This window comes from uncultured Streptococcus sp., assembly GCF_901875575.1.
GTDB lineage: Bacteria > Bacillota > Bacilli > Lactobacillales > Streptococcaceae > Streptococcus.
Genome location: NZ_CABFMF010000011.1, coordinates 297,574 through 324,030, shown reverse-complemented (window position 1 = coordinate 324,030; position 26,457 = coordinate 297,574). Strand labels below are relative to the sequence as shown.

Below are 26,457 nucleotides of genomic sequence, written 5' to 3'. Positions count from 1 at the left end.
TTATTCCATTTCAAAAACATCACTTTCTTGCTTGTTTGGTAGAACCAATGAAAGCAAGATTCCGACGATGGCTGGCACCAACCATGGGAGAGATGCCTTAGCAAAAGGAAGGGCGTTAACAAAATTTGCAAGAAACTCAACCTTAAATGAGCTTCCTAATACGCTTGCAATGGCAATAGCTGTAACAACAGCAATTGTTAACTGCATACCTGGTTTTGAAAGAGCCACAAATTTATTAACAATAACAAGCATTACGATAGCAATGGTAATTGGATACAAGATAACCAATACTGGAATTGAGTACTTGATAATCGCACTCAAACCAAGATTTGCAATAGCAAATCCAATCAAGGTAAAGACTGTCGCATAAACCTTATAGCTGATTTGTGGGAAGCGTCCATTAAAGAACTCAGCTGTTGATACAATCAAACCAACTGTAGTTGTAAAGCAGGTCACGGTTACCATAGCAGCAAGGAAAAGTTGAGCAGTTGAGCCAAAAATTTCTTGAGTAGCTTGTGACAAAATATAAACACCTGGAGTTCCACCCTTCATAGCTTCCTCAGGTACTGGGAAATGATTTCCAAGGAAACCTAAACCAATGTAAAGAGCGCTGAAGGCAAGGGCAACAACGGTACCAACAACCCAAATAGTCGAAATGTATTCTTTTTTACTTGAAAAACCAAGTTGTTTCAAGGTTTGAACCGCGATTACACTGAAGGCTACAGAGGCAAGAGCATCTAAGGTATTATACCCTTCTAGGAAACCTGTACCAAAGGCAGAGGCGTGATAAGCTGCCGACGCAGCTTGAGGACTTGTTCCACCATATTTAAAGGCTCCCAAGACAACCAAGATGACAATCAAAATCGCAAATACTGGTGTCAAGATACGGCCGATACGGTCTAAGATTTTTGATGGATTGAGCGAGATTAGATACGCTGCTGCAAAGTAAAGAAGGGTAAAGACAATCAAGCCTAGACCTTTATTTGCATCCGACAAAAGGGGACTAATCCCTACTTCGTAAGCCGTTGTAGCAGTACGTGGGATAGCAAAGAATGGACCAATTGACAAATAGAGAACTACGAGGTACAGAGTCGCAAACCAAGGCGACACCTTTGTTGAAATCTCGTGAATATATCCTTTAGGATTTAGCGTTCCAATAATAAGGGTCAAGACGGCGATACCGACGCCTGAAAAGACAAAACCTGCAATGGCAGGAAGAAAATGTTCTCCAGATAAAGCACCTAGAGAAGGCGGAAAAATCAAGTTCCCCGCACCAAAAAATATTCCAAACAGGAGTAAACCTGTTAGGGCACCTTTTTTAGCCATAATAATCTCCTTCATATTAATAAAATACTGATTTAGTATACCACGATTGCCAGTATGAAAAAAGCACAATGAATTAAATATTGAATGTTTTCAATGTTTAAAATTTTCTGAAATAAAAACTCCCTGCTGAAAAAATCCAGCAAGGAGATTCGTCACTTAATACTTTATAGATTTTTAACGGTTTTCAAAGGCGGTCATTCCACCTTGGACATTGATAACATCATAACCTTGATCAGCTAAAAATTGACAAGCACGCGCTGACCTCATTCCAGCTTTACAAATGACATAATGCAACTGATCCTTGTCCAACTGATTATAGCTATCAGCTAATTGACTAAGCGGTAGATTGTGGGCACCTTCTAAATGAAGAGCTTCAAACTCATCCACTTCTCTCACGTCCACTAGAGAAAGCTGGTCGTTTTGATAAAGCTGGTAAAATGCGTCAAAGGTTATTTCTTTCATTCTTTTTCTCCTAATACTCTTCGAAAATCTCTTCAAACCACGTCAACGTCGCCTTGCCGTGCGTATATGTAACTGACTTCGTCAGTTTTATCTGCAACCTCAAAGCAGTGCTTTGAGCTGACTTCGTCAGTTCTATCCACAACCTCAAAACAGTGTTTTGAGCTAACTTCGTCAGTTTTATCTGCAACCTCAAAGCTGTACTTTGAGCAGCCTACGGCTAGTTTCCTAGTTTGCTCTTTGATTTTCATTGACTATAAAATTGCTTTAATCCTTTTTTTCAAATCTGGCACCACTTCTGACTCAAACCAAGAATTTTTGGCCATCCAGATTTGATTTCGCGGCGAGGGGTGAACTAGTGGAAAATAGGTTGGCAAGTAGTTCTGGTAATGTTTTACCCGTTCTGTTACCTTGCCACTGACTTTCTCCTGTAAATAGTAGGCTTGGGCATATTGCCCAATCAAGAGGGTCAACTGAATATCCGGCAATTCTTGCAAGAGCTGCGGATGCCATTTTTCTGCAAAGCCAGTTCTAGGCGGCAGGTCACCTGACTTGCCATGCCCTGGAAAGTAAAAATCCATAGGCAAAACAGCAAAATAGCCTGAATTGTAAAAGGTATCTTCATCCACACCGAGCCAGTCCCGCAAGCGGTCACCACTTTTGTCCTTCCAGTAAAGGCCTGCTTCTTGGGTTTTAAGACCAGGCGCTTGACCGACGATATTGATGCGAGCCGTCTTTGGCGCTGCAAAGAGAGGTTCGATGCCACGCTTTGTATAGGTAGCATTCTGCGGATCTGCCATAATAGCCTGCTTGATTCTTTCGATTTGAGACATCTACTTTCCCTCCAAAAAGAAGTCTAAGCATACAATCTCAGACTTCTATCGTTTTATTTGATCAATTCGTAAATAGCTTCGGCATAGATTGCTGCTGCTCGGAAGAGATCATCCAAGGCGATAAATTCATTAGCTTGGTGCATAGTGTCAATTGAGTCTGGGAACATGGCACCGTAGGCAACTCCGCGTTCTAGCAAGCGACCAAAGGTTCCACCACCGATGACTTGCTCATGACCTTTAAGGCCAGTTTGTTTTTCATAAACATTCAACAAGGTTTGCACAAGTGGATCTTCCATTGGCACATAGTGAGGAGTATGACCGTGTTCAGAGAGGCTAACAGAAGCAACTGGTAAGTTTTCAAGAATTGACTTGATTTGTTCTGGACTTGTTCCTTTTGGATAGCGGATATTAAGGGCAATGGTATTATCAGCACTTGTTTCATCAAAGCGGAAGACGCCTGCATTCATAGAAAGAGCACCCATCTTTTCATCCACATGAGCAATCTTGAGATTTTCCCCCTCGTGGTCGTTCAAAAGAATTTTTCCAGCGATGTCAAGGTAGTCTTTGGCTGGACCAGCAAAGTCAAACTGGCTAAGGAATAGGGCTAGGTAAGTCGCACCATTGACACCTGAAGCAGGCATAGCACCGTGGGCTGATTTACCAATGATCGTCACCTTGTATTGGCCATCTTCTTCTTGGAGTTCTCCTCTAAGTTTGTGTTCTGCAACAAAGGCATCTAGTTTAGCTTGCAAGTCAGCCAAATCACCTGAAACGACTGCTGTTGCTGATTCTGGTACCATGTTTTCACGCAAACCACCTGTAAAGCTGTGAAGACGAGTAGCACCTGCATTTTCCCCTGCAAAGTGGAGGTATTCTGTGATGTTTCCTTTTTCACCATTGATGATTGGGAATTCAGCGTCTGGAGAGAAACCAAAATCTGGTTTCGCAAGTCCTACGTGCTCGAAGTAGTAATCCATGTCTGCCCAGCCTGATTCTTCGTCTGTTCCGACAATGAAACGAACCTTCTTAGAAGTTGGAAGGCCCAATTCTTTGATGATTTTCAAACCATAGTAGCAAGCTGTTGTAGGTCCCTTGTCATCAGAAGCCCCACGCGCATAGAGGCGACCATCTTTGATAGTTGGTGTGTAAGGATCTGTGTCCCAACCGCTACCAGCTGGCACCACATCCATGTGGGCAAAGATTCCGAGAACTTCTTCTCCATCACCAAACTCAAAATGTCCTGCATAGTTATCGACATTCTTAGTTGGATATCCATCACGGTCTGCGATTTCAAGGAATTTCTCCAAGGCTTTTACTGGACCAGGTCCAAAGGGATGCTGGGCATCAACCTTGCTATCATCACGTTCTGAGTTGATTTCCAAAAGGCTAAACAAGTCAGCCAAAAGGTCTTCTTTGCGTTTTTCTACTTCTGCTGTAAAATCAATTGCTGTCATATTATCTTCCTTCTATCTTTTCTCGATGATTTCATCTACTGGCAAGCGGTAGCTTGGTTCTAATTTCTCGTCCGTATAACCCACTGTAATCAAGAGTTCTGGGCGGAAACGGTCTTCGATGTCCAAAACTTCGTTGACTTTTGATTTGTCAAAACCAAGGATAAGATTTGAGCCAATTCCTTGGTCTGTAAGAGCTAGAATCAAGTTCATGGCAACCAAACCTGCATTGAGGGCCAGGTAGTCGCTGACTTGTTGCTCATTGTAGCGGGCAAATTCAGCTGGCAAATTTTTCATGAAGTATTGTAGTTGTTCTTCTGAGAAATTCTTTGCCCCACCGACACGGGCAATTTTACGGGCACGTTTGGCAAGGTCCGTATCTGTAAACAAGGCAATGGTTACAGGCGCTGATGATACCTGTTCAAAGTTTGAACCATAAGCCAACTTTGCCAATTCAGCATTTTTCTCACGAACGACCACAAATTTCCAAGGCTGGCTGTTGTGGACGCTTGGTGCCAAGGTTGCGATTTCGATAGCCGTACGCACATCTTTTGGATCAACTGGCTTATCAATGAACTGCTTGGTCGCATGACGTTTTTTATTTAATTCAAGAAATTTCATAATCGATTTCCTTTTCTAATTCTACTGCTTCCATTTTACCATATTTTGAAAGAGCTTGCAGGAATTTTTCATGATTAAGTTTTTTTATCACAGACATAAAAAATATATATTGGTTTATCGGGAAAGTTTCTGATAAACTAGCAGATAACTTACATTTGAATGGAGACATTATGAAAAAATTTAGCCTATTACTAGCCATCCTCCCACTTTTAGTTGCCTGTGGAAATCAAGCTACACCTAAAGAGACTAACTCCCAAAAGACAATCGTCGTTGCTACAGCTGGCGATGTGCCGCCATTTGACTACGAAGACAAGGGCAATCTGACAGGCTTCGATATCGAAGTTCTAAAAGCAGTGGATGAAAAACTCAGCGACTACGAGATTCAATTCCAAAGAACTGCCTGGGAGAGTATCTTCCCAGGACTTGATTCTGGTCACTATCAAGCCGCAGCCAATAACTTGAGTTATACAAAAGAGCGTGCTGAAAAATACCTTTACTCACTCCCAATTTCGAACAATCCCCTCGTCCTTGTCAGCAACAAGAAAAATCCTCTGACTTCACTTGACCAAATCGCTGGCAAAACAACACAGGAGGATACTGGAACTTCAAACGCTCAATTCATCAATAACTGGAATCAAAAACACACTGACAATCCCGCTACAATTGATTTTTCTGGCGAGGATATCGGTAAACGAATCTTAGACCTCTCTAACGGTGAATTTGATTTCCTAGTTTTTGACAAGGTATCAGTTCAAAAGATTATCAAGGACCGTGGCTTAGATCTCTCAGTCGTTGATTTACCTTCTGCCGATAGTCCCAACAACTATATCGTTTTCTCAAGCGACCAAAAAGAGTTTAAAGAGAAATTTGATAAAGCGCTCAAAGAACTCTACCAAGATGGAACCCTTGAAAAACTCAGCAATACTTATCTAGGTGGTTCTTATCTCCCAGATAAATCTCAGTTACAGTAAGATATACTAAAAACGATTGGCTGGCTCAATCGTTTTTAGTTTGAACAATTCAATTCAAGACAAAGAAACTTCCTTTTAATCATGTCCAGTTTCCGTTTGATAATCTACTTTTTCTTCCGCAACTTGAGCCAATTCCACTTCCTCCTGCGGGTTCAACTTCCTCTGCACAGCCTCTGCAACGGCTCTAGGTACTCCAACTTCGACAATCTCATCCACACTGGCTTCCTTGATTTTGGTTAGAGACTTGAAATGCTTCATAAGATTTTGCTTGCGTTTAGGTCCCAGCCCTTCAATTCCATCTAGTTGTGATGAAAAGGAATTTTTAGAGCGCAGTTGGCGGTGGAAGGTGATAGCAAAGCGGTGAACCTCATCTTGAATGCGTTGGAGGAGGAAAAATTCCTGAGAATTGCGAGATAACTCCACCACCTCAAGCGGATCTCCAAAGAGCAATTCATGGGTTTGGTGCTTGTCATTCTTTTGCAGACCTGCAATGGGGATATCCAAGCCCAGTTCCTCTTGGATGACTTGCTTGGCGATATTGACCTGACCTTGTCCCCCATCAATCACAATCAAATCTGGCGGGTTTAAAGCCTCACGCTGTACTCGATCATAGCGTCTGCGAATGACCTCTCGCATACTAGCATAGTCGTCTGGTCCAACCACAGTCTTGATTTTATACTTACGGTAATCCTTTTTACTGGGTTTTCCATTGACAAAGACTACCATGGCTGAAACAGGACTGGTCCCCATGATGTTGGAGTTATCGAAAGATTCGATACGAACTGGGGTTGGGATTTGGAGCAAACGTCCTAGATTTTCAATAGCCCCCTGAGTCTTTTCGACAGATTTCTCTAGCAGGTTGAATTTCTGCTCTAGGCTGACTCGAGCATTCTTTATAGCCAGATTGACCAGCTGCTTTTTCTCTCCACGCTGGGGTTTAAGAATCTTGGTATCCACCAAGGCCTTGACAGCTTCTTCATCGATATCCTGTGGAATCAGCACCTCATTAGGAACCAGATGAGATTTTTCTTGATAAAATTGTCCCACGTAGGTCAAAAAATCCTCATCCGGATCGTTGTAGTAGGGAAAAAGATTGACATCGCGCTCAATGAGCTTGCCCTGACGGACAAAGAAAACCTGAACACACATCCATCCCTTGTCTACATAGTAGCCAAAGACATCGCGGTTTTGGAGATCCTTAGCCATGACCCGTTGCTTGGTCCGAAGTGTTCCAATGGCCTGAATCAGGTCACGATATTCCGCTGCACGTTCAAACTCCATAGACTGGGCTGCAGCTGCCATTTTGCCCTTGAGTTCATCGATGATTTTGTCATCCTGTCCTTTTAGGAAATCAGAAACCTCCTGAGCCATAGACTTAAAGTAGGCCTCATCCTTCTTACAGATAGTGTGGGCCATACACTGGCCGATATGGTAGTAAAAACAGACCTTAGACGGTGGATTGGTACACTTTCTAAAAGGGAAAATTCGATCCAGCAACCGCTTGATTTCATTGGCTGCCCCCACATCTGGATAGGGACCAAAGTAGAGACCTCCGTCCTTCTTGACCTGACGGGTAATAATCAAACGAGGATAGCGTTCATTGGTGATTTTGATGAAAGGATAAGACTTATCATCCTTGAGCATGATATTGTACTTGGGCTTGTTTTCCTTGATCAAGTTGATTTCAAGGAGAAGTGCCTCAATATTGGACTCCGTAACAATAAATTCAAAATCCACAATTTCAGACACTAAAGCCTCTGTTTTGGTATCATGACTTCCACGGAAATAAGACCTCACGCGGTTACGCAGATTTTTAGCCTTTCCTACATAGATAATAGTAGCGTTTTTATCCTTGTGAATGTAACAGCCAGGGCTGGTCGGCAAAAGCTCTAGTTTTGATTTAATCAAGTTATTCATAGTTCCATTATAGCAAAAAAGTAGGGAAAGATAGCCCCCTACTCATTGATCTCATATAATTTTCGAAGTCTTTCGACATCCTCTTCCTGGATACCATAAAAAGAACCTGCTGGTTGCATCACAGACTTCTCATCTGTATGGTTCAAGCCAATCGCATGACCCAACTCATGTTCTGCCGTGTGGACAATGCGCTCATAGGAATAGCCATAGTTAGGATTGGACAGATAATAGTGATTCAACCGTACCGTGACAGAAAAGAATTGCCCTGTTAAGAGATTGGTCTGACTTTCTGCCTCTCCTGCCACAGGAGCACCTCCGTCATTCATCTCCGTAGCCAAGATATCCGCCTTGCTGGCCTCAGTCACCAGTTCAAACTTAAAGGCACCAGTTTGATTCCAGTTCTGAATCGCTTCTAAATATGTCTCTTGAAATCCTGAATCCATCTGCGGATCCAGGTAAATACGAGCAGAAGCCTGTGGCCACTTGGCTTCCGCATGCTGGTGATTGTCTGTCTGGAATAAGATTTCAAGACTTCCCGTATCCTTCCATTGATACCAACCACCTTGACCAATTTTTCCTACCTTTTCGATTTGACTCAATGCAGTGTTCATGTCTCCAGTTAGATACCAAAGAAATCCAAAGGCAAGGACTAGTAGGAGAACTAGAGTCCAGATCAGACTCCAAAACAAACGCCAGATACCTAAAATAAGTTTTAAAAAGACCCGAAAAATCCAGAGCATAGTTTCCTACCTTTCCTAAAAAATAAAAACCTATCTTTACAAGCATGGCATCTCATAAGAAAGATAGATTTCTTATTGTACTGAAAAAAACTAAAAGAAATCTAAAAGTCAGTTAAATAATCTTTCAAAATAAAGTGGTACTCATTTTTTAACATTGTGTTGCAAGAGATTTTCTACTTCGAAAAGCCCCTCCTCCAAATTTGACTAATATTACACCTACCAAACAAAATTACTTTGTTTTTCGGAACTTTGAAAACTTCAAAAAAACGGATTTTTATCGCTCTGAACATCAAAAAAGAAAGGACGAAATTTGTCCTTTCTCGATCTTAGCTTTTCTTAAATCCACTAGAGTTGGCAAAGAGTCATTAAAACGAGGAAACCTTCAATGATTAGAGCGGTTCCCTCGTTATTTACAAATACTCAGTCTTTTTCGAATCTATCTTTTCCGTTTCAATCTAGCAAACGTTAATGAAATAGATAAAAATAAATAATAAGCTTCCTTATAGCTTTAAATCAAATACAAGAAAGTCAATGTCAATAAACTTGCCACCAGACCAACTCCCCAAAAGAAGAAATCAACCTTCCACTCACTCCATGGATTTCCTTGACCAGACAATCCTCCCAGCTCAAAATGGTGATGAACAGGAGTCATTCTAAAGATTCGTTTACCGCCTGATAGCTTGAAATAACTCACTTGCATCATTACAGAAGTTGTTTCAAAAACATAGATAATCCCAATAATCAAAAGAGTCCATTCTTGATGTAAAGCCATCGAAATAGCTGCAAGCATTCCACCAAGTGCTAAACTTCCTACATCACCCATGAAAACCTTAGCAGGTTTATGGTTAAATACGAAGAATCCTAGCAAACCACCAATCATGGTAAGAATCACTAGAAGAATATCCATCTGACCTTGCACATAGGCAATAACTCCATAAGCAGAAAGACTGATAACCACAGAAATACTAGCTAGACCATCAATCCCGTCTGTCAAATTAACAGCATTTGAAAAACCGACTAGCCAGAATAGTGCGAAGACAATATAGAAAAAACCTAAATGAACTGGATAACCAAAGACAGAAAGAACATCTCCTCCACGCTCATAAAAGAGGTAAAAAACAATTCCTCCTAAAAGTTGAAGAGCTAATTTCTGTTTCGGATTCAATCCCTCATTGATCTTACGAAAAACCTTAAGGAAGTCATCCAAAAAACCTACCAGACCATATAACACTAATATAAACAAAATCATACCAACATTATTTGTTAACTGTTGGGTGAAAAGAGCAAAAAGGAAACTCACGACAACTGCTGCAATAAGGAATACAAGTCCTCCCATGGTTGGAGTACCAGCTTTTGCTTGATGCTGTTTGACATCCTCGTGCATTTGCTGGCCTGTAATCTGTGCCTTTCTATAATACTGTATAAAAGCTGGAATTCCTACCACAGTTAGTAAAAATGTCACAATCCCAGCAGTAATAGAAATAAACATATTAGTCTCCTAAAGTTAATTTAATATTTTTGATGTTCTTTAAAGCTGTACTAGCACGAACATCCTGCTTCTGAACAAAGGAACCCGAACCTTCAAATTCAAGTTCAATATCCAACCACTTTGCAAATTTTTCAGCAGTCGCTTTTGTCCAACCGTACATATCTGGAATTTCTTCTACCTTATCAGATAAAAGGAGAACTTGCTCATTGGGTTCAATATTTTTTCCTTCAGCTACAGAAGCCTCTTTAATCTTTGTTCCAGTCCCAAGTACAATCGGTTGCACGATATTACGTCGTAAAGCTTCTGCTAAGTCACCAGGGGATATATCTTTAATACTCGGCATTGCATAAGAAGTTTTGCTATTTACCTGCTCTAAATTTTTAGCTGTTGATTGAAGATTAAGGGATTCTTTCATTGCAACAGCTCTCTCTAAGATTGGATTTGCAAAGTCTCCCATCTGAGTAACTACATAATGCTCCGGTTGTTGCACTGTTATATATAAAATGAAATCAGGATTTTCTGTAGGATTCATGGATACTGCTGAAAAAATATAATTCGTATCACCAACCAGATACCCACCATTTTTTTCATCTGCAATTTGCGCTGTACCAGACTTAACGGCTACATTTTGTCCAGGAACTGTGATGATCGGTTGACCTGTACTATGATTATACATGGTCCCATAAAAAGGATCTGTCCCAACAAGCACCATATGATTACGAGTCGTACTTGCTGCATCTTTTGAAACAGGATTCCCTACAATCTCTTTTTGAGACTTACGTACAGATTGATTGTTTGGATCGTAGATAGCACTAATAAATTTAGGTTCTAGCATGACTCCGTCATTTGCAATAGCTGTAAAGGCTCGTAACATTTGAGTGTGTGTAACTGAAATCCCTTGTCCAAAGGAACTTTGTGCAATATTGACAACATTATCAGCCGGAAGTTGACCTGCATATTCATCTGTTAAACCAAAACGAGTTGGATATCCAAACTTAAAGCGGTTTAGATAATCTAACCAAGTCGCATCTCCCATCTTTTGCTCAAGAAGAGTCATCCCCACATTACTAGAGTGAGCAAAACCTTGAGAAAAAGTCATTGTCCCACCTGTAGTTAATCCTCCGTTAACGTCCCAATCTCGAATGGTAACATCTGCTATTCTTAACTCACTACTATTGAAATATTCCCCCTCAGGGAAAGTCTTATTATCAATAGAAGAAGCTAGTGTCATAACTTTCATTGTTGAACCGGGCTCATAGTTACTTTGATAAAGAATATCTCGCCAAACAAAGTCTTTTGTAAGTCCTTCTTTGGTATCCGCATCAAAAGTTGGACGCTGTGTCGTTGCAAGGATTTCACCTGTCTTCGCACTCACAAGCGTTGCATTCACATACTTAGCTTTGAGCTTTTCTTGAAAGGCATCCATTTGAGTTTCCATAAAGGATTGGAGAGTGCTAGAAATTGTTGTGTAAACATCTTTACCATCAACTGTTTGTTGATAAGCCTCTTCAGTACCTGGTACAATGTTTCCCTGACGGTCCTTTTCATAAGTAACAATACCATCTGTTCCTGCTAGGATACTATTCAAAGAACTTTCCATCCCAGATGTTCCCAAAAGACTTTTACTTCCATCTTCGTTCTCATGAAGTTGAGCCAAACCTATAAAAGATGAAGCAAACTGTCCATTAGGATAACTTCGATTAGGACTAGTGGTAAAATCAACACCCTCAACATTTGCATCTTTTAATTCTTTTTTTATAGCAGTCATATTTGCAAAAGTAATACCATTTCCTTTTGCACCAAATGAAACTTGATTTAGATTTGGTTGTGATAACTGATCTTTTACATACGACTCATCTATATCCAAATACTTATGAAAAACTTCAGCCACTTTATTGAACTGTGATTTCTCTACATATAGAATTTTACCAGTTGCCGACTTGTATTTCTCATCAATAATAGCATAAACGTTATAAGACGTCGCATCTTCAGCAATAGGAATACCATTTCGATCATAGATAGTTCCTCTATGAGCAGGAACAATTCGAGTAATTTGGTGTACTTTCTTGGCTTCTTTAACCAAATCTGTCCCAAAACGATTTCCTGTACCTATAATGGCGGCAAAATTTATCAAAAATATCAAAAAAAGGAAAACTGATAGTAAACTAAGGTTCCGTCCCACTTTACGACGATTTATTGATGGAGATTTACGATTTTTAATCGCAAATCGAATTATTTTTTCTGTCCACTTCATATATTACTCCGCTGCTCGGATATTTTCATTATTCAATTTCAAATCTTTTTTATTTGCTATTTCTTTCAATCTTTCTAAACGAATCAACTCATTTACTTCCTGCTTCGCATCATCTAACTCCGTTTTTTTCTCCTCTATTTGTGCATTCATTTTCGTCAAATCACTTTGCACCTGCAGGAGTCGTGTTTGGATAAAAATAATACTAACTGCTAGAACGAGTGCTGTAAAAGCAATAGAAAGATAAAAAAACTTCTCTACTCGTGAAAATCTCTTAAATTTAGCTTGTAATAACTGACTTGTTTTTTCAATTCTTTCTGCCATTTTCCCCTCTTACATGTGAATTTTTCTGGCTACACGCAACTTGGCTGAATGCGAACGGTTGTTTGCTTCTAACTCCTCAGCACTTGGCATGATTGGTTTACGGGATACTAATTCCATCTTAGGTTTTAGATCATCTGGAATGAAAGGTAAACCTTTAGGAACTTCAACCGTTGAAGCTTCCTTGAACAATTGCTTGGTCAAACGATCTTCTAGCGAATGAAAAGTAATCACCGAAATTCTACCACCAATAGCCAACAAATCCATGGCCTGCTGAATAGATTCATCTGCAGCACCAAGCTCGTCATTAACCTCGATTCGAATAGCCTGGAAAATCTGCTTGGCAGGATGGCCCTTCTTCTTGAGCTCCTTGACAGGCTTAGCCGACTTGATAATCTCAGCCAACTCAGTCGTTGTCTCGATTGGCTTCATTTCACGTGCCTGTTCAATCTTACGCGCGATCTGTTTAGAGAATTTGTCCTCGCCATATTTGAAGAAAATACGAACCAAGTCATGATAGTCATAATGGTTCACCACTTCATAAGCTGTCAGACTAGCATCCTGATTCATCCTCATGTCCAGTGGCGCATCCTTTTTATAAGAAAAACCACGCTCACGCTGATCCAATTGAGGACTAGACACTCCCAAGTCATAACAAATTCCATCAATTTCCTGAACACCAGCTTCGCGCAAACGTGCCTGTAAATGACGGAAGTTATCCTTGATAAAGGTCACCATTCCCTTTTCAATGTAGGGTGCCAAGCGTTTTTGCGCATTATCAATAGCATTTTGATCTTGGTCAAAGGCATAGAGATGGCCCTTTTCACTTAATTTACTTAATAAATATTCGCTATGGCCCGCTCCACCCAAGGTCGCATCAACGTAGATACCGTCAGGCTTTACGTCGAGCATATCAATCGTTTCGTGGAGTAAGACCGTTACATGATGAAATTCTTTTGTCATATCCTATCTATTTTACCACAAATCCGACTAGCTTGCACTAGTCAGACAAATAGGTCAAGAAAAGTAAGATTTCTTTAAGAAATATGTCAAATATGCTTGACATTCGCTCCATAGAAGAATATAATATAGTCAAATATATGCGACACAAAATCAGAAAGGAGAACAGATGAATCGTGTGAAAGAATTTCGCAAGGAACTAGGTATTTCCCAGCTCGAACTAGCCAAGGATATCGGTGTCTCGAGACAAACCATCAATATGATTGAGAACGACAAGTACAACCCAACTCTGGAACTCTGTCTCAATCTCGCCCGCAGCCTCCAAACTGACCTCAACAGTCTCTTTTGGGAGGATAATTTTTAAAAAAGGAGAAAACTCATGAAAAAAGAAACCTTCACTGAAAAACTGATCAAGCGCACATACGGTATTTCTGGTCCCCTTGACGAATACAAACGACGCGAGGCTGATCGTATCGGCAACCAAGTCTTTATCGTCCTCTTTTATCTGATGATTTTCGGAAATCTTATTCCACTCCTTCTGGCCTATAAATACCCTCAAGAAGTGGCTCTAATCTATCCTCCTCTGATTTTAGTGATTGCCCTCATCTCTGCTGGCTATGTCACCTACCAAATGAAAAAAACAGGGATTACAGCTATTGATCCAGATATGCTGAGCGAGAAAGAAAGTAAGCAACTATACTATCCAGGTCTTAAAGCAGGTTTGTTCTTTGGTCTATGGATGTTTTTTATAACTCCTCTTCTCAGTATACTCATAGGTGAAGGTCAGGACTATTTTCATTCTCTCCTCACTATAAGAAATGGTGTATCAAGCATTCTCGGTTCTATTTTCTTCGGAGCGAGCATACAGTTCCTCATCTCCCGTCGCATTGCAAAAGCCAAGAAAGATCAGGATAATGATTAGGAGGTGCCCTATGAAATCATTACTAACTTTACTTACCTATCATCTTTTGTTCAGTTCTCTGCTCATCTTCATCATCGTTTCAGGGAACTTGCCAATCAGAGAGATATTCCTCGTGCTAGTCTTTTTTCCAGCACTTAACAAAGGACTGACTTATCTAAAGATTGACTCCCCAAAAACACGCATACTCAACTTAGCACTATACTTTATAATTCTATCTTTTCCACAACTGATGCTCGTCTCAGGCAATTGGAATTATTATTTACTGCTCACTATCGCTATCCTTTCTTCTATCACTTATCTTTATTATCTCTATCAACTCGTTAAAGAAGTCAATCAAGAACCGATCATTTAGGAGGTTACTAGCATGAAAAAAGAAGACTTAACCACTCGCTTACTTCGAAATCTCTTTCACATCCAAGGCCCTTTTGATGAATGCCGACAAGAGATTATCTACAAAGCTTGTGCCCGCTCTATGATTCAAATCGTTTATTCTTCCTTCTTCCTCTTCTTGTTTTATCTATTATTTGGACGCTTCATAGAAGCCGTTCGCTATGCCATGCCCTACGTTTACTCTGGACTCATTTTTTTCATTACTTTAAAAACTCAAAGAGCCGTCAAAGAACTCCATCTGGAAAAAGATGACAAGTCAGAAATCATCCTCAAAACCTACAGCAAAGCCCAAATCAAATTCCGAAGCTGGGTTGTGTTTATCGGTCTTCAGATTGGCCTCTTTACCCTACTCATCTTTCATAAAGTCTTCGTTCAGCAGATGTCCCTTTCAGATTTTGGAAAATTGCTCCTGCAATTCGATAAAAGTGTTCCTCTTCTGATGTATGGCCTGATTATCGGTAGCATTTTTGGAACCCTGACCTACGGCTTTCTATCCCTACAGGAGGAAAAAACTCCTAAAAATACCAAACAGAAGGAGAAAAGCAAGCAATGACTTCACTATACGATTTTTCAGTCTTGAACCAAGACAAGCAAACGATTCTCCTAGATGCCTATCGTGGTAAGGTTCTCTTGGTTGTCAATACTGCTACTGGATGTGGTTTAACGCCCCAGTACCAAGGACTCCAAGAACTCTATGACCACTATCAAGAACAAGGTTTTGAGATTTTAGACTTCCCTTGCAATCAGTTTATGGGACAAGCACCAGGTAGTGCAGAGGAAATCAACGCCTTCTGTAGCCTACATTATCAGACCACCTTCCCACATTTTGCCAAGGTCAAAGTCAACGGCAAAGAAGCAGATTCTCTCTATGTTTGGTTGAAAGACCAGAAATCTGGTCCACTAGGAAAACGAATCGAATGGAATTTCGCTAAGTTTCTCATCGGTCGAGATGGGCAGGTCTTTGAACGCTTCTCTTCCAAAACAGACCCTAAACAAATTGAAGAGGCCATCCAAGCCTTACTTTGATCTTGAATTTTCACTATTTCATTCTTCAACTCAATTATATAGGGTTTAATACTAATTAAAACTCCAAGTTTTAATTAGTATTAAACAAGAAAAACCACCTATACAGGTGGTTTTTAACTTTTTAAAAGATTATTTTACTGTCGCTGTGCTTGTGATCAACTCCACAGCTTTTTTGATTGTGATATCATGTTTCAACATGTCAGCAGAAAGTAAGTTTTGTACTTGAGCAACTTCCATGTTGTAGTCTGCTGCTAATTGCTCGATTTCTTTTTGGATTTCTTCTTCTGAAGCGTCAAATCCTTCAGCTTTAGCAACTGCTTCAATAACAAGGTTAGTCTTAGTACGTGACTCAGCTTCTCCCTCGTATTGTTTGTGAAGGTCTTCTTGAGTAGTTCCAGTGATTTGGAAGTACATGTCAGGGTTGATACCTTGACGTTGCAAGTTTCCAAGGAATTCGTTTACTGAACGGTGAACTTCTTCGTGGATCATTTCTTCTGGAAGTTCTACGATTTCAGCGTTTTCTACAGCTTTATCGATTGCTGCACCCTCAACGGCATCTTTGTAAGCTTCTTCTTTAGCAGCAGCCAATTCCTTGCGGTATTTTTCTTTCAATTCAGCAAGTGTTTCAACTTCTTCGTCAATGTCTTTTGCAAGCTCATCGTCAAGAGCTGGAACTTCTTTCGCTTTTACTTCGTGGATAGTTGTCACGAATTTAGCTTCTTTACCTGCAAGGTCTTCTGCTTGGTAATCTTCTGGGAATGTTACGATAACATCAACAGTTTCACCAGCTGAGTGACCTACTAATTGATCTTCGAAACCAGGGATGAATTGACCTGAACCAAGTCCAAGTGAGAAGTTTTCACCTTTTCCACCGTCAAATTCAACACCGTCGATAGAACCAAGGAAGTCGATGACAACAGTGTCACCGTTTTCAGCAGCAGCTTCCTTGATAACCAATTCAGCCAAGTTGTTGCGTTCGCGTTCGATACGCTCTTCAACGTCAGCGTCAGTTACTTCTTTTTCTAGATCAACTGATACTTCAAGGTTTTTGTAGTCACCCAATTTTACTTCAGGTTTTGTAACGACTTCAGCAGTGATAACCCAGTCTTGACCTTTTTCCATTGAAGTTGCATCAATTTTTGGTTGAGCAACCACTTCAAGACCAGCTTCTTTTACAGCTGCTTCATAAGCGTTTGGCAAAAGAGCGTTCATAACGTCTTGGTAAAGTGACTCTTCACCAAATTTTTTGTCGAAGATAGGGCGTGGAAGGTGACCTTTACGGAAACCTGGAACATTAAGAGATTTCTTCACTGAGTTGAAGACACGATCCAATTCTGGTTTAATTTGGTCTTGAGAGATAGTGAAAGTCAAGACACCACGGTTTGTTTCTTTGTTTTCAAATGATACAGACATTCTGTCATTTCTCCTTAAAATTTTTTAAATACAGTCTATTATAACATAAATGGGCGACTTTTTTCAAGCAATGAATGCGCTTTTCAATCACGCTGGAGGTACTTGCTTGCTTCTTTGATACTAAGGTCAGCCATTCTTTCCTTGTTTTTCTCAATGAAGCATGCTACCCAAGCTGGATTGGTTTTGGAGTAGTCTCTCAAAGCCCAGCCAATGGCTTTATTGATAAAGAATTCTGTTTGGTTCAAATTATGAAGCAGAATCTTTTCCAGTAATTGAACATTGGTCTTCTCTTTTCTTAACAACTGGTGGTCAATAGCGACGCGTCTCAGCCAGATATTATCTGACAAGCTCCATTGAAGGATTATTTTTCCCAGTTCCGGCTTATCATACACCAAACTCCCTACTACTCGATCTAGGATATCCACCGTATCCCACCAAGATTTGGTAACAACCAATTGCTCTAGCTTAGGCAAATCGTTCTCCGTTAGATAAGACTGCATAGCTTTCAAATAATTGGCCGCCACATACTGGAATTCTCTAGACTCTTTTTCCCAGCAAGTATCTACAAAATTCCAGTCGATAATCTTTGTTTTTTTCGCTTTTGGAAAGTATTTTTTATAGAGTGCATTTCTTTCAGGAGCCGCTATACCTAGGAAGAAAAACTGATGGCGCATATAGGCTTCCATGGGCCCTGCCTTTTTTGAATCTTTTGCTGCTTCTAGCTCAACAAGTAAATCTGTTAGACTCATCTAAAACTCCTCATGCCCTACCAAGTGATGCTGAAAGGCATAGACTGCAGCCTGTGTGCGATCGCTGACTTCAAGTTTGGCTAGGATATTGGACACGTGGGTCTTGACCGTCTTGAGAGAGATAAAAAGTTCGTCTGCTATGCGCTGATTTTCGTAGCCCTTGGCGATGAGTTGGAGTACATCTCGCTCACGCGCAGTCAGGTCCTCATGTAGTTCTATGTGATTGCGGTGGTATTCGACTTTTTTGCTGACCTCTTGTTCAATAGCCAGCTCCCCAGCAGCCACCTTACGGACAGCATGGAGCAGTTCGTCGGCACTAGAAGTCTTGAGCATATAGCCACGAGCACCTGCATTTAAGACAGGCATGATTTTTTCATTGTCCAAATAAGAACTCACAATCAAAATCTTGGCTTCAGGCCATTCTTTGAGGATAGCCAAGGTCGCATCAATCCCATTCATCTCAGGCATGACAATATCCATGACAATGACATCTGGACGCAATTCCAAGGCCAAGTCAATCCCTTGAGACCCGTTAGACGCCTCACCCACAACTTCTACATCGTCTTGGAGGTCAAAGTAGCTTTTCAAGCCCAATCGGACCATTTCGTGGTCATCTACCAGTAAAATTTTCATCTTTACTCCTTTATCATTCCTTATCGAGCAGGGGAATACGAATGTCAACTGCCAGCCCTTGTTTAGGCGCTGTCAATAACTGAACCGTCCCTGCCATATCTTCAACCCGCTCCTTGATATTACGGAGTCCATAACTCAAGTCGTCTAAGCTCCCTAACTGGAAACCAATCCCATTGTCCACCACCTTCAGCTGCAATTCAAAATCTGTCTGATAGAGGTAAACATCCAAACAAGAGGCCTGCGCATGGCGGAGGGTATTGCTAATCAACTCTTGCAAGATACGGAAGATATGCTCCTCGATTTTCTTAGGCAATTTCGTCACATTTTGCTTGAAAGCAACCTTGAGATCACTCTTGTCCTCAAGCTCTTTTAAGAGAATTTGAATTCCCTCAACCAGACTTCTCTGCTCCAGTTCAACTGGTCGCAAATGCAAGAGCAAGACCCGTAAATCCTTCTGGGCTGTTTCTAAAATAGCTGTGACACTCTGCAACTGGGTCTGCATCTTTTCTCTATCCAATTTCAAAGCCTGCTGACTGACGCCTGATAAAATCATGTGGGCCGCAAACAACTCCTGACTGACTGTATCGTGCAAATCCCGAGCAATCCGCTTCCGTTCCTTCTCGATGATTTTCTCTTCCTGAGCAAGGCTGTAATTTTCAGCCTTTTGAAGAGTCTCTGTCAAGAGATTGAGTTTGACAGATAAGGACTTGAAACTGGCATCCAAATCTTGATCTGCAACCTGAACCACTTCTTGCCCTGCCAATAAACGCTTGAGATTAACCTGCATTTTTCTTAGAGAGAGCTCTTCGACACCTCTCCAAAACAGGGCTAAGAGACAGGTCATGGACATGCTGAATACCAACAACAAAAAGACAAATTTTTCTATTTTTTCGACATCGTGCAAGAAAATAGACCAGTCAAAATCAAGGATTTCCAACAAGCTATGGGAGAAAAATAAGACAAATAATAAGGAGGTGAGAGCAATGATTACATAGGCTTGTTTTTTCATCCTCTGACCACCTCCACATCTCCAATCATAGTAGTCAAGAAAATCTTGACACTCTTGTTACTCTTGAGATAGTCTCTTGTTTCCTGATGATAGTGTTCATTGCGGAGGGCTCGCCTTGGCTGGTTGAAGAAAGTCAAATCACCATAGAGACAGTTAACGCTGAGACTGACTTCCACATCTACAGGCACAATGATTTTAGTCGTCCCTACCATCTTTCTGAGGATAATGACATTATCGTGATTGGTTAGGATGACCCTCTCCAGATGAATAGTGTCCTTACCCATGAGGCGAAAGAGATTGATATCATCAAACTGGCAAGTCTGGTAGCTTGAAAAATGATGAAGATTTCCAAACCAACGATTTTTCTCCTTCTTAACCGTCACAACCTCTTCAAAAACCAAATTTGTCTGCTCTTTTTCCTGGTTCATCATCGGATAAAGAAGAAAGAGGCTATAGATAACCGCAACAAAAATAGCTAGAATCACAAAAGGATTGAGCATGACGATGAAAAAGAAGAGAATGCTTGCCACCACTAAAAGAAGATTATTGCCCTCTTTACCAGTGTAATAACGAACCAAAAGCAAAAAGAGGAATAGAATCAGCAGAAAACGCGAAAAATGCTCTGAAACCATCAAAATCAGAGCTCCTGTCAAAAGACAGGCTTCAATAAATAAAAAGATTTTAAATTTTCTCATAGGTTCATCCTCTCCCCTCTATTTTATCACAATTCAAAAAAGTCACCTCGGTCTGCAGATGGAAAAAAGGCGGTGGTTACGCCTTTTTCATCTGATCATTTGCTTCTTTTAATTTTCCATATAGAAGATAGTCTACTTTTTGCAGATCTGCTATGGTGGCACAATTAAGGGCACACATAATCAAGCGTAGATCTGCTTTCCAGTCTTGGATAATGCTAATCACTTCTTCAACTGTGTAGGTTTCAACCAATTCCAGAACTGTTCGAGACAGCCCCACAGCCTTGGCACCAAAGACCAAGCACTTAATCATATCCAGCGGATTCCGAACCCCTCCACTGACCAAGAGTTCGACCTTGTCTTTCCATTCTTGGGCATTGAGAAGGGCCTGCATGGTGGACTGCCCCCATTGATCGAGGTAATCACGCTGGCCACTGCGACGATTTTCAATGTAGGCAAAGCTGGTACCACCACGACCCGAAAGGTCCACTGTACGAACACCTAGTTCATAGGCTCTCTCAATGGTCTTTGCATCCATTCCAAAGCCTACTTCCTTGAGAATAACAGGAACGGGGATTTGCTTGCTATAGTCTGCTAGATGCGATTGCCAGTTTCTGAACGTTCTTTCTCCCTCTGGCATGAGTAATTCCTGCATGACATTAACATGCACCTGCAGGAGGAGAGGTTTCATCTCTTCTACAGTCCGAAGACCGAACTCAACAGGTTTGTCTAATCCAATATTGGTTCCAAGTAGAAGATTTGGATGACTAGATCTGACAGAAAAAGAGGCATCTGCTGGATCTTTGAGGGCTGCGCTATAAGAACCCGTTACAAATAAAATACCACAGGCTTCCGCCACTTTAGCCAGCTTTTGATTGATTTCTCTTCCCTTATCGCTTCCACCCGTCATGGCATTGATATAAAAAGGAAAGTCCCACTTCTGACCAGCAAATTCTGTCGAAAGATCGATTTCATCCAGATCGTAAAGAGGCAGGGAAGAATGAATCAGCTCCACCTCATCAAAGCTATTATAGGAACTTTTCTGCTCAAGGGCATAGCGGATATGCTCGTCCTTACGATTTGTCGTCATGTCCTATCCTTTCTTGATATAAGAGCTCAATCCCCAGATTGAGCCAACGATTTTTTAAGGTTTCGGTTGATTGCGCATTAAAACTCAAGGCAATACCACAGTCACCACCACCAGCGCCGCTACTCTTGGCAACAACCTGCAAATCTTGACTGACTTCTTTCAACTGTCTAAGCGAAGGCGTGTAAATATCTGCGCTCAAGCCTTCTAAGAGCTTGCTGGCTCTTTCTACCTGCTCGATAATTTTTTCTGACTTCCCCTGCTCCAAGGCTTCTACCAAACAAGTCACCATTTCTTTTGAGGAACTTAAAAAATTCTGATTTATGTTCTGCTTGATTTGCTTGACCATATGACTCGATACAGCCACTTCCTTGGTCCATCCCACTAGGAAATCACATTCTAAAGTTGGTTTCACTTGTGAAATTGAAAAGCCCCAATCACGCTCCAGAACTGTCGCCAAGTTTTCTTCTTTCAACCAAGCTGCTACCTTCTGACGATCAAATGACTGGTAGAGAACCAAATCTTCTGTCACAATACAGGCAAGGTCTCCCATAGAACCATTGTCTCCGCGCTTGAGCAAGACAGCACTGGCCAGCTTGAACAAGAGATCCTGATCAACCGAAAGATTATACAGAGCCAGCAAAGCCTTGACAACCAAGACAACGACGCTGCCACTAGAGCCTAAACCAAACTTTTTCCCTTCTCGTTCCATTTTTCCTCGAATTTCCAAAGAAAAAGGTCGCAAAATCTGCCCACGATAAACGAGGAAATCTTCCACTAAAGCAATCGTTTCTTGAATCAAGCTGTAGTCAGGATTTGGCGTCAAGTCCACTGCAAAATCAAACATGTCTGAGTAGATACGATAACTGTCAGAAAAAGCAATCTCTCCCCTCATATAGATGGGAATGGCCTTTATCAAGGCCAACTGCCCAGGCTCTAAAATAGCATATTCACCTGCCCAATAGAGTTTTCCGCAAGTTTTAACAGCAATCATCTTGGCTCAAATCCTTTGTTTTTGACACAATCAAGCGATAACGTTGACCGAAGATGTCTGATAAATGCTCCAAGTCTTTCTCCTGACAGAGGACCTTGACATTGGGACCAGCATCCATAGTAAAGTAGCAGGCCTCTCCTTGCTCACGAAGCTGACGAACAAAGTCCATGGCTTCATAAGATGCATCGGTCAGATAAGAAAAAGCTGGTGATGCTGTTTTTGTCGTAGCGTGCATAGCCAGGGCATTTTTTTCAGTCAATTCCCCAACCTTTGTAAAGTTATTTTCCTTGAGATAAACCAGCATATCCTGATAGTCTTTCTCAGACTGGCGCACCCAGTCGTCAAAAGTCGTCGAAGTTTCCACACAAAGTTTCATCCCGTCACGACTAGAGATTGGTTTTTTCTTGTCCTCTAGCACCAACATCATCATAGCTAGTTTCAAGTCTGTCTCTACAGGGTAAATTTCTCCACTATCCTTATCCCAGGCACCGAGTGGTCCATAAAAACTCCGAGAAGAAGAACCTGAGGCAAACTTAGCTTCCTGCGCTAACTGGCTTCTATCCAATCCAAGCTTGAAATAGGCATTGCAAGCCTTGACTAGGGCAGACAAACCACTAGAACTTGAGGACAGACCCGCTGCCGTAGGCATATTGTTTTGAGTATCGATACGGATAAAGCCCTCACCAGCTGGACGGTAGCGATCAATAATCTTACTCATCTTGGCATGCTCCGCCTCATTTTGTAGCTGACCATTGATATAAAAGGCATCAGCCGTCGCATGAGCTGGTAGAGGCGACAAGGTCGTCTCTGTGTACATATTTTCCAAAGTCAAAGAAATACTGCTAGTAGCAGGAACCATCTCTTTTTCTTTTTTCTTTCCCCAATATTTGATAATAGCAATATTTGCGTAGGAACGTACTGTTACAGGCTCTCTATCCATGTCTGAACAGCTCCTTTCTCTTCTAATCTTTCTGCTAGTTCTTGTGCGTCTATCAAATTGTCTGCCAAGGCTATGATACAGCCTCCAAGCCCACCACCACTCATCTTGGCACCCAGAGCACCATAGCTAAGAGCCGTTTCAACCAAAGAATCTGCCTCAGGGCTACTAACACCAATTTCTTTTAGATGTAAATGTGCTTGACTGAGGATTTGTCCCAGTCCTTCAGCATCTTTTCGTGAAATCGCATCCTCTGCCTGCTGGGTCAATTCCCCCAAGGCATGCAAAAACGGTAGGGCATCCTTCCCCTTACTTTGAACCACTTGGATGGCTTCACGAGTGTGACCATAAACGCCCGTATCTGCAATTACCAAATAGGTGGATAGTTCCATCTCAAGCTCTGTAAATCCTATATTTTTAATAAAGCGAATAGGTTGGTCACTGAGACAGGTCTTGGCATCTAACCCACTAGGATTCATATGGGCAATCATCTCTGCTCGATTGACCAAAATTTCCAAGACATCATGAGGAAGTTGAGCCTGATAGTAATCAAAGACGGCACGAACGGCAGCAATACTGATTGCAGCTGACGATCCCATCCCCCGTTTTTCAGGAATAGCCGAATCGATCTCACAGCGAATACATGCCTCTTTAATATCTAAATACTCTAGCGAAGCATAAACCGCCATAGACAAGGTATCTTCCTCATAAAGACGCCAGGGGCTTTTAGCTGGGACCACCTTACAAGTCACCTCCACTTCTAAGAGAGGCAAGGAAATAGCAGGATAACCATAAACGACCGCATGCTCACCTATTAAAATAATTTTACTATGTGCCTGACCGACACCCACTTCTTTTATCATTCTTTCCTTTTGTTAGACGAAAAACCGTCTTATTTTAAAACTAGTATTTATTTTCTTCTATCTATTTTATTATATTTTCATAAAAAAAGCGATTGTTTCCTTTCACAGTCACTTCTTTTCATGATGTTTATCCTAAAGAAGTATTTATCAAAAATCTAGTTTAGGTATTTTTAAAAATACAAGAAAAGCAGTTACACAACTGCAACTGCTTTTCTATTCTTGCATGGTGTAACCAACACCACGAACGGTTTTAATGTAGCTTTTTTGACCTTTTACATCAAGCTTGCTACGTAGATAACGGATATAGACATCCACGATATTAGTTTCAGTCGCACTTTCATACTTCCAGACACTTTCCAACAACTGCTCACGAGTCAGAACTTTCTTGCTTCCCATAAGAGTAGCCAAAAGGTCATACTCACGACGAGTCAGGGCAATCATCTCCTCGCCACGATAAACGGTATGATGTTCTACATCCATACGCAGATTGCGGTAAGATGTTGGAACCTTCATCTGACTACAGTGTTGGTCGATAAAGTCTCGACCTCGGAAAATCGCTGAAATACGAGCTACCAAATCATCAATAATAACCGGCTTATAGATGTAAGAAACGGCGAAGCGTTGGATTGTATCAATCTGATCTTGCAATTTTTCTCGATGGTCCAAGACCATGATGACTGAAGCCGGCTTAGTCCGACTCAGCTTATCTGCAAAATCCTGGGCTGTCATATCCCCCAGATGAGCGTTCAATAAAATCAAGTCATAGTCTGTCTGAAAAGCCATGGAGAGAGCTTTTTGCCCCTCCTCAACCTGATCAACTCGGTATTGCTCTTTTTGGAGTTCCAAACTTAAAAAATGAGCTAGATTTCGTTCTTTCTCAAGTAATAAAATCCGTTTCCTCATGGCAAACCTACTTATTTTTCGTCATACCAAGAGTAGTGGAAGGTCCCTTCTTTGTCTTTACGTTGGTAAGTGTGGGCACCAAAGTAGTCACGTTGTGCTTGAATCAAGTTAGCTGGAAGGTCAGCTGAACGATAGCTATCAAAGTAAGTGATAGCTGCTGAGAAAGTTGGCACTGGCACACCAGCTTGAACAGCAAGAGCTACGATATCACGCACTGCTTGTTGGTACTTAGCAGTAACATCCAAGAAGTACTCATCCAAAAGAAGGTTAGCAAGGTCTGCATCACGGTTGTAAGCATCTGTAATCTTTTGCAAGAAACGAGAACGGATGATACAGCCATCACGCCAGATAGATGCAATGTCTGCAAATGGCAGATTCCAGTTGTTTTCTTTAGAAGCTACACGCAATTGCGCAAAACCTTGTGCATATGAAATGATTTTTGAGAAGTAAAGGGCTTGACGGATTTTTTCAATCAACTCAGCCTTGTCTCCTTCAAACTTGAAGTCAGCTGGTTTTGGAAGAACCTTGCTAGCATGTACACGTTCTTCCTTGTAAGTTGAAATGTAACGTGCAAATACTGACTCAGTGATTAGTGACAATGGCACACCAAGGTCAAGTGATGATTGACTAGTCCATTTACCAGTTCCCTTGTTACCTGCAGCATCAAGGATATAGTCTACAATTGGTCCATCTTGACCTTCATCGTCTTTACGGCTCAAGATATCAGCTGTGATTTCAATCAAGTAGCTGTCCAATTCTCCCTTGTTCCACTCAGTAAAGATTTCAGCCATATCTTCTGCAGAAAGACCTAGAAAGTGTTGCATCAAGTCATAGCTTTCTGCGATCAATTGCATATCACCATACTCGATCCCGTTATGGACCATCTTCACGTAGTGACCCGCTCCATCAGGACCGATGTAAGTCACACATGGTTTACCATCTTCTGGTGCTTTAGCTGAGATTTCCTCAAGAACATCAGCAACCAATTCGTAGGCCTCTTTTTGTCCACCAGGCATGATAGAAGGACCTTCAAGGGCACCTTTTTCACCACCAGAAACTCCAGTACCGATAAAATTGATACCTGAGTTTGCCAATTCTTCATTACGACGGATTGTATCTTTGTAGAAAGTGTTTCCTCCGTCAATCAAGATATCACCCTTGTCAAGGTGTGGAAGAAGGGCTTGGATAGTAGCATCTGTACCAGGTCCAGCTTGAACCATGAGCATGATACGACGAGGTTTCTCGATTGAGTTTACAAAACTTTCAACGTCATAGCTTGGTACAAAGTTCTTTTCAGGATGGCAAGCAATTACATCTTCAGTTTTTTCTTTACTACGGTTGTAAATAGCAACTATGTAACCACGAGATTCAATATTAAGGGCAAGGTTACGACCCATTACGGCCATACCAACAACACCAAAGTTAGCTTTTGTCATGTGACACTCCTCTTATTTGATTTGTTTTATTTTATCATTTTTACTTTTGAAAAGAAAGAATTTT

The 26,457-nt window shown here is 41.2% G+C and carries 29 protein-coding genes; 6 read left to right on the top strand and 23 right to left on the bottom strand.

All coding sequences use genetic code 11. The features are described 5' to 3' along the window. From brnQ to QZ114_RS04205, 6 genes are all read right to left on the bottom strand, one after another. Nucleotides 1-1,326, bottom strand: a complete 1,326-nt coding sequence (brnQ, locus tag QZ114_RS04230; protein WP_295499985.1) for a branched-chain amino acid transport system II carrier protein — start codon at nucleotides 1,324-1,326, stop codon at nucleotides 1-3. 174 nt (nucleotides 1,327-1,500) lie between these two features. Beyond that, a complete protein-coding gene (locus QZ114_RS04225; RefSeq protein ID WP_295499983.1) occupies nucleotides 1,501-1,788 on the bottom strand; it encodes a rhodanese-like domain-containing protein in 288 nt (95 codons plus the stop codon). A 32-nt stretch (nucleotides 1,789-1,820) separates the two neighbouring features. Beyond that, a complete protein-coding gene (locus QZ114_RS04220; protein ID WP_295499981.1) occupies nucleotides 1,821-2,036 on the bottom strand; it encodes a hypothetical protein in 216 nt (71 codons plus the stop codon). Between the two features lie 3 nt (nucleotides 2,037-2,039). Next, nucleotides 2,040-2,618 carry a uracil-DNA glycosylase family protein gene (locus QZ114_RS04215; RefSeq protein ID WP_295499979.1) on the bottom strand — a complete coding sequence of 193 codons (579 nt, stop codon included), beginning with the start codon at nucleotides 2,616-2,618 and terminating at the stop codon, nucleotides 2,040-2,042. 53 nt (nucleotides 2,619-2,671) lie between these two features. After that, on the bottom strand, nucleotides 2,672-4,072 hold the full coding sequence (gene pepV / locus QZ114_RS04210; protein ID WP_295499977.1) for a dipeptidase PepV: 1,401 nt from the start codon (nucleotides 4,070-4,072) through the stop codon (nucleotides 2,672-2,674). A 12-nt stretch (nucleotides 4,073-4,084) separates the two neighbouring features. Then, nucleotides 4,085-4,690 (bottom strand): nitroreductase family protein, encoded by a 606-nt coding sequence (locus QZ114_RS04205; RefSeq protein ID WP_295499975.1) that lies wholly within the window; start codon nucleotides 4,688-4,690, stop codon nucleotides 4,085-4,087. 170 nt (nucleotides 4,691-4,860) lie between these two features. Between QZ114_RS04205 and QZ114_RS04200 the strand changes: the two genes are divergently transcribed. Beyond that, nucleotides 4,861-5,661: an amino acid ABC transporter substrate-binding protein gene (locus QZ114_RS04200; protein WP_295499974.1), complete on the top strand. Its 801-nt coding sequence runs from the start codon at nucleotides 4,861-4,863 to the stop codon at nucleotides 5,659-5,661. 75 nt (nucleotides 5,662-5,736) lie between these two features. Here QZ114_RS04200 and uvrC read toward each other — a convergent pair whose 3' ends face one another. The 6 genes from uvrC to rsmH form a co-directional block, all read right to left on the bottom strand. Continuing rightward, on the bottom strand, nucleotides 5,737-7,578 hold the full coding sequence (gene uvrC, locus QZ114_RS04195; protein ID WP_295499972.1) for an excinuclease ABC subunit UvrC: 1,842 nt from the start codon (nucleotides 7,576-7,578) through the stop codon (nucleotides 5,737-5,739). A 38-nt stretch (nucleotides 7,579-7,616) separates the two neighbouring features. After that, nucleotides 7,617-8,318, bottom strand: a complete 702-nt coding sequence (locus QZ114_RS04190) for a M57 family metalloprotease (protein WP_295499970.1) — start codon at nucleotides 8,316-8,318, stop codon at nucleotides 7,617-7,619. Between the two features lie 508 nt (nucleotides 8,319-8,826). Beyond that, on the bottom strand, nucleotides 8,827-9,807 hold the full coding sequence (gene mraY, locus QZ114_RS04185) for a phospho-N-acetylmuramoyl-pentapeptide-transferase (RefSeq protein ID WP_295499968.1): 981 nt from the start codon (nucleotides 9,805-9,807) through the stop codon (nucleotides 8,827-8,829). Between the two features lies 1 nt (nucleotide 9,808). Then, a complete protein-coding gene (gene pbp2X / locus QZ114_RS04180) occupies nucleotides 9,809-12,061 on the bottom strand; it encodes a penicillin-binding protein PBP2X (protein ID WP_295499965.1) in 2,253 nt (750 codons plus the stop codon). A gap of 3 nt (nucleotides 12,062-12,064) precedes the next feature. Continuing rightward, nucleotides 12,065-12,382 (bottom strand): cell division protein FtsL, encoded by a 318-nt coding sequence (gene ftsL / locus QZ114_RS04175; protein WP_295499963.1) that lies wholly within the window; start codon nucleotides 12,380-12,382, stop codon nucleotides 12,065-12,067. 9 nt (nucleotides 12,383-12,391) lie between these two features. Next, on the bottom strand, nucleotides 12,392-13,342 hold the full coding sequence (gene rsmH, locus QZ114_RS04170) for a 16S rRNA (cytosine(1402)-N(4))-methyltransferase RsmH (RefSeq protein WP_295499961.1): 951 nt from the start codon (nucleotides 13,340-13,342) through the stop codon (nucleotides 12,392-12,394). Between the two features lie 166 nt (nucleotides 13,343-13,508). Between rsmH and QZ114_RS04165 the strand changes: the two genes are divergently transcribed. From QZ114_RS04165 to QZ114_RS04145, 5 genes are read left to right on the top strand one after another with little or no spacing between them, the layout of a single operon-like run. Then, nucleotides 13,509-13,703 (top strand): helix-turn-helix transcriptional regulator, encoded by a 195-nt coding sequence (locus tag QZ114_RS04165; RefSeq protein WP_001082471.1) that lies wholly within the window; start codon nucleotides 13,509-13,511, stop codon nucleotides 13,701-13,703. A 15-nt stretch (nucleotides 13,704-13,718) separates the two neighbouring features. Next, the gene (locus QZ114_RS04160; RefSeq protein ID WP_295499959.1) at nucleotides 13,719-14,261 is read left to right on the top strand and encodes a DUF3278 domain-containing protein; all 543 of its coding nucleotides are present in this window, start codon (nucleotides 13,719-13,721) and stop codon (nucleotides 14,259-14,261) included. A 10-nt stretch (nucleotides 14,262-14,271) separates the two neighbouring features. Then, complete coding sequence (locus QZ114_RS04155) at nucleotides 14,272-14,613, top strand: hypothetical protein (protein WP_295499957.1); 342 nt, start codon at nucleotides 14,272-14,274, stop codon at nucleotides 14,611-14,613. 12 nt (nucleotides 14,614-14,625) lie between these two features. Then, entirely contained in the window at nucleotides 14,626-15,204 is a 579-nt protein-coding gene (locus QZ114_RS04150) for a DUF3278 domain-containing protein (RefSeq protein WP_295499955.1), read from the top strand. After that, nucleotides 15,201-15,677, top strand: a complete 477-nt coding sequence (locus QZ114_RS04145) for a glutathione peroxidase (RefSeq protein WP_295499953.1) — start codon at nucleotides 15,201-15,203, stop codon at nucleotides 15,675-15,677. The genes QZ114_RS04150 and QZ114_RS04145 overlap by 4 nt, the downstream gene beginning before the upstream one ends. A gap of 129 nt (nucleotides 15,678-15,806) precedes the next feature. On the opposite strand, the gene tig is transcribed toward QZ114_RS04145, so the two are convergent. The 11 genes from tig to gndA all read right to left on the bottom strand — a co-directional run bounded on the left by tig (nucleotide 15,807) and on the right by gndA (nucleotide 26,393). Continuing rightward, complete coding sequence (gene tig / locus QZ114_RS04140) at nucleotides 15,807-17,090, bottom strand: trigger factor (protein ID WP_295499951.1); 1,284 nt, start codon at nucleotides 17,088-17,090, stop codon at nucleotides 15,807-15,809. Nucleotides 17,091-17,173: 83 nt separating this feature from the next. Beyond that, entirely contained in the window at nucleotides 17,174-17,839 is a 666-nt protein-coding gene (locus tag QZ114_RS04135; RefSeq protein ID WP_295499949.1) for a DNA alkylation repair protein, read from the bottom strand. Further along, nucleotides 17,840-18,472: a response regulator transcription factor gene (locus tag QZ114_RS04130; RefSeq protein ID WP_295499947.1), complete on the bottom strand. Its 633-nt coding sequence runs from the start codon at nucleotides 18,470-18,472 to the stop codon at nucleotides 17,840-17,842. It abuts the gene before it with no gap. Nucleotides 18,473-18,485: 13 nt separating this feature from the next. After that, nucleotides 18,486-19,481, bottom strand: coding sequence for a sensor histidine kinase (locus tag QZ114_RS04125; protein WP_295499946.1), 996 nt, complete (start codon nucleotides 19,479-19,481; stop codon nucleotides 18,486-18,488). Beyond that, nucleotides 19,478-20,176, bottom strand: coding sequence for a cell wall-active antibiotics response protein LiaF (gene liaF, locus QZ114_RS04120; RefSeq protein WP_295499944.1), 699 nt, complete (start codon nucleotides 20,174-20,176; stop codon nucleotides 19,478-19,480). The genes QZ114_RS04125 and liaF overlap by 4 nt, the downstream gene beginning before the upstream one ends. Before the next feature lie 76 nt (nucleotides 20,177-20,252). After that, nucleotides 20,253-21,263: a type 2 isopentenyl-diphosphate Delta-isomerase gene (gene fni / locus QZ114_RS04115; protein WP_295499942.1), complete on the bottom strand. Its 1,011-nt coding sequence runs from the start codon at nucleotides 21,261-21,263 to the stop codon at nucleotides 20,253-20,255. Continuing rightward, the gene (locus QZ114_RS04110) at nucleotides 21,247-22,254 is read right to left on the bottom strand and encodes a phosphomevalonate kinase (protein ID WP_295499940.1); all 1,008 of its coding nucleotides are present in this window, start codon (nucleotides 22,252-22,254) and stop codon (nucleotides 21,247-21,249) included. The genes fni and QZ114_RS04110 overlap by 17 nt, the downstream gene beginning before the upstream one ends. Next, nucleotides 22,241-23,194: a diphosphomevalonate decarboxylase gene (gene mvaD / locus QZ114_RS04105; protein WP_295499938.1), complete on the bottom strand. Its 954-nt coding sequence runs from the start codon at nucleotides 23,192-23,194 to the stop codon at nucleotides 22,241-22,243. Before mvaD ends, QZ114_RS04110 begins: the two co-directional genes overlap by 14 nt. After that, complete coding sequence (gene mvk, locus QZ114_RS04100; protein WP_295499936.1) at nucleotides 23,176-24,054, bottom strand: mevalonate kinase; 879 nt, start codon at nucleotides 24,052-24,054, stop codon at nucleotides 23,176-23,178. Before mvk ends, mvaD begins: the two co-directional genes overlap by 19 nt. A gap of 213 nt (nucleotides 24,055-24,267) precedes the next feature. Next, nucleotides 24,268-24,957 carry a response regulator transcription factor gene (locus QZ114_RS04095; RefSeq protein WP_295499934.1) on the bottom strand — a complete coding sequence of 230 codons (690 nt, stop codon included), beginning with the start codon at nucleotides 24,955-24,957 and terminating at the stop codon, nucleotides 24,268-24,270. Between the two features lie 11 nt (nucleotides 24,958-24,968). After that, on the bottom strand, nucleotides 24,969-26,393 hold the full coding sequence (gndA, locus tag QZ114_RS04090) for an NADP-dependent phosphogluconate dehydrogenase (RefSeq protein ID WP_295499932.1): 1,425 nt from the start codon (nucleotides 26,391-26,393) through the stop codon (nucleotides 24,969-24,971). Between the last annotated feature and the right edge of the window lie 64 nt (nucleotides 26,394-26,457).

Bases quoted from the DNA above. Each gene is read 5' to 3' on its own strand.
- QZ114_RS04145 (WP_295499953.1), top strand. From the start codon at position 15,201: ATGACTTCACTATACGATTTTTCAGTCTTGAACCAAGACAAGCAAACG.
- QZ114_RS04200 (WP_295499974.1), top strand. From the start codon at position 4,861: ATGAAAAAATTTAGCCTATTACTAGCCATCCTCCCACTTTTAGTTGCC.
- QZ114_RS04165 (WP_001082471.1), top strand. From the start codon at position 13,509: ATGAATCGTGTGAAAGAATTTCGCAAGGAACTAGGTATTTCCCAGCTC.
- QZ114_RS04150 (WP_295499955.1), top strand. From the start codon at position 14,626: ATGAAAAAAGAAGACTTAACCACTCGCTTACTTCGAAATCTCTTTCAC.
- pepV (WP_295499977.1), bottom strand. From the start codon at position 4,072: ATGACAGCAATTGATTTTACAGCAGAAGTAGAAAAACGCAAAGAAGAC.
- ftsL (WP_295499963.1), bottom strand. From the start codon at position 12,382: ATGGCAGAAAGAATTGAAAAAACAAGTCAGTTATTACAAGCTAAATTT.
- QZ114_RS04155 (WP_295499957.1), top strand. From the start codon at position 14,272: ATGAAATCATTACTAACTTTACTTACCTATCATCTTTTGTTCAGTTCT.
- QZ114_RS04225 (WP_295499983.1), bottom strand. From the start codon at position 1,788: ATGAAAGAAATAACCTTTGACGCATTTTACCAGCTTTATCAAAACGAC.
- rsmH (WP_295499961.1), bottom strand. From the start codon at position 13,342: ATGACAAAAGAATTTCATCATGTAACGGTCTTACTCCACGAAACGATT.
- mvk (WP_295499936.1), bottom strand. From the start codon at position 24,054: ATGATAAAAGAAGTGGGTGTCGGTCAGGCACATAGTAAAATTATTTTA.
- mraY (WP_295499968.1), bottom strand. From the start codon at position 9,807: ATGTTTATTTCTATTACTGCTGGGATTGTGACATTTTTACTAACTGTG.
- fni (WP_295499942.1), bottom strand. From the start codon at position 21,263: ATGACGACAAATCGTAAGGACGAGCATATCCGCTATGCCCTTGAGCAG.
- QZ114_RS04205 (WP_295499975.1), bottom strand. From the start codon at position 4,690: ATGAAATTTCTTGAATTAAATAAAAAACGTCATGCGACCAAGCAGTTC.
- pbp2X (WP_295499965.1), bottom strand. From the start codon at position 12,061: ATGAAGTGGACAGAAAAAATAATTCGATTTGCGATTAAAAATCGTAAA.
- uvrC (WP_295499972.1), bottom strand. From the start codon at position 7,578: ATGAATAACTTGATTAAATCAAAACTAGAGCTTTTGCCGACCAGCCCT.
- QZ114_RS04135 (WP_295499949.1), bottom strand. From the start codon at position 17,839: ATGAGTCTAACAGATTTACTTGTTGAGCTAGAAGCAGCAAAAGATTCA.
- QZ114_RS04125 (WP_295499946.1), bottom strand. From the start codon at position 19,481: ATGAAAAAACAAGCCTATGTAATCATTGCTCTCACCTCCTTATTATTT.
- QZ114_RS04160 (WP_295499959.1), top strand. From the start codon at position 13,719: ATGAAAAAAGAAACCTTCACTGAAAAACTGATCAAGCGCACATACGGT.
- tig (WP_295499951.1), bottom strand. From the start codon at position 17,090: ATGTCTGTATCATTTGAAAACAAAGAAACAAACCGTGGTGTCTTGACT.
- brnQ (WP_295499985.1), bottom strand. From the start codon at position 1,326: ATGGCTAAAAAAGGTGCCCTAACAGGTTTACTCCTGTTTGGAATATTT.
- QZ114_RS04215 (WP_295499979.1), bottom strand. From the start codon at position 2,618: ATGTCTCAAATCGAAAGAATCAAGCAGGCTATTATGGCAGATCCGCAG.
- QZ114_RS04130 (WP_295499947.1), bottom strand. From the start codon at position 18,472: ATGAAAATTTTACTGGTAGATGACCACGAAATGGTCCGATTGGGCTTG.
- mvaD (WP_295499938.1), bottom strand. From the start codon at position 23,194: ATGGATAGAGAGCCTGTAACAGTACGTTCCTACGCAAATATTGCTATT.
- QZ114_RS04095 (WP_295499934.1), bottom strand. From the start codon at position 24,957: ATGAGGAAACGGATTTTATTACTTGAGAAAGAACGAAATCTAGCTCAT.
- QZ114_RS04110 (WP_295499940.1), bottom strand. From the start codon at position 22,254: ATGATTGCTGTTAAAACTTGCGGAAAACTCTATTGGGCAGGTGAATAT.
- gndA (WP_295499932.1), bottom strand. From the start codon at position 26,393: ATGACAAAAGCTAACTTTGGTGTTGTTGGTATGGCCGTAATGGGTCGT.
- liaF (WP_295499944.1), bottom strand. From the start codon at position 20,176: ATGAGAAAATTTAAAATCTTTTTATTTATTGAAGCCTGTCTTTTGACA.
- QZ114_RS04190 (WP_295499970.1), bottom strand. From the start codon at position 8,318: ATGCTCTGGATTTTTCGGGTCTTTTTAAAACTTATTTTAGGTATCTGG.
- QZ114_RS04220 (WP_295499981.1), bottom strand. From the start codon at position 2,036: ATGAAAATCAAAGAGCAAACTAGGAAACTAGCCGTAGGCTGCTCAAAG.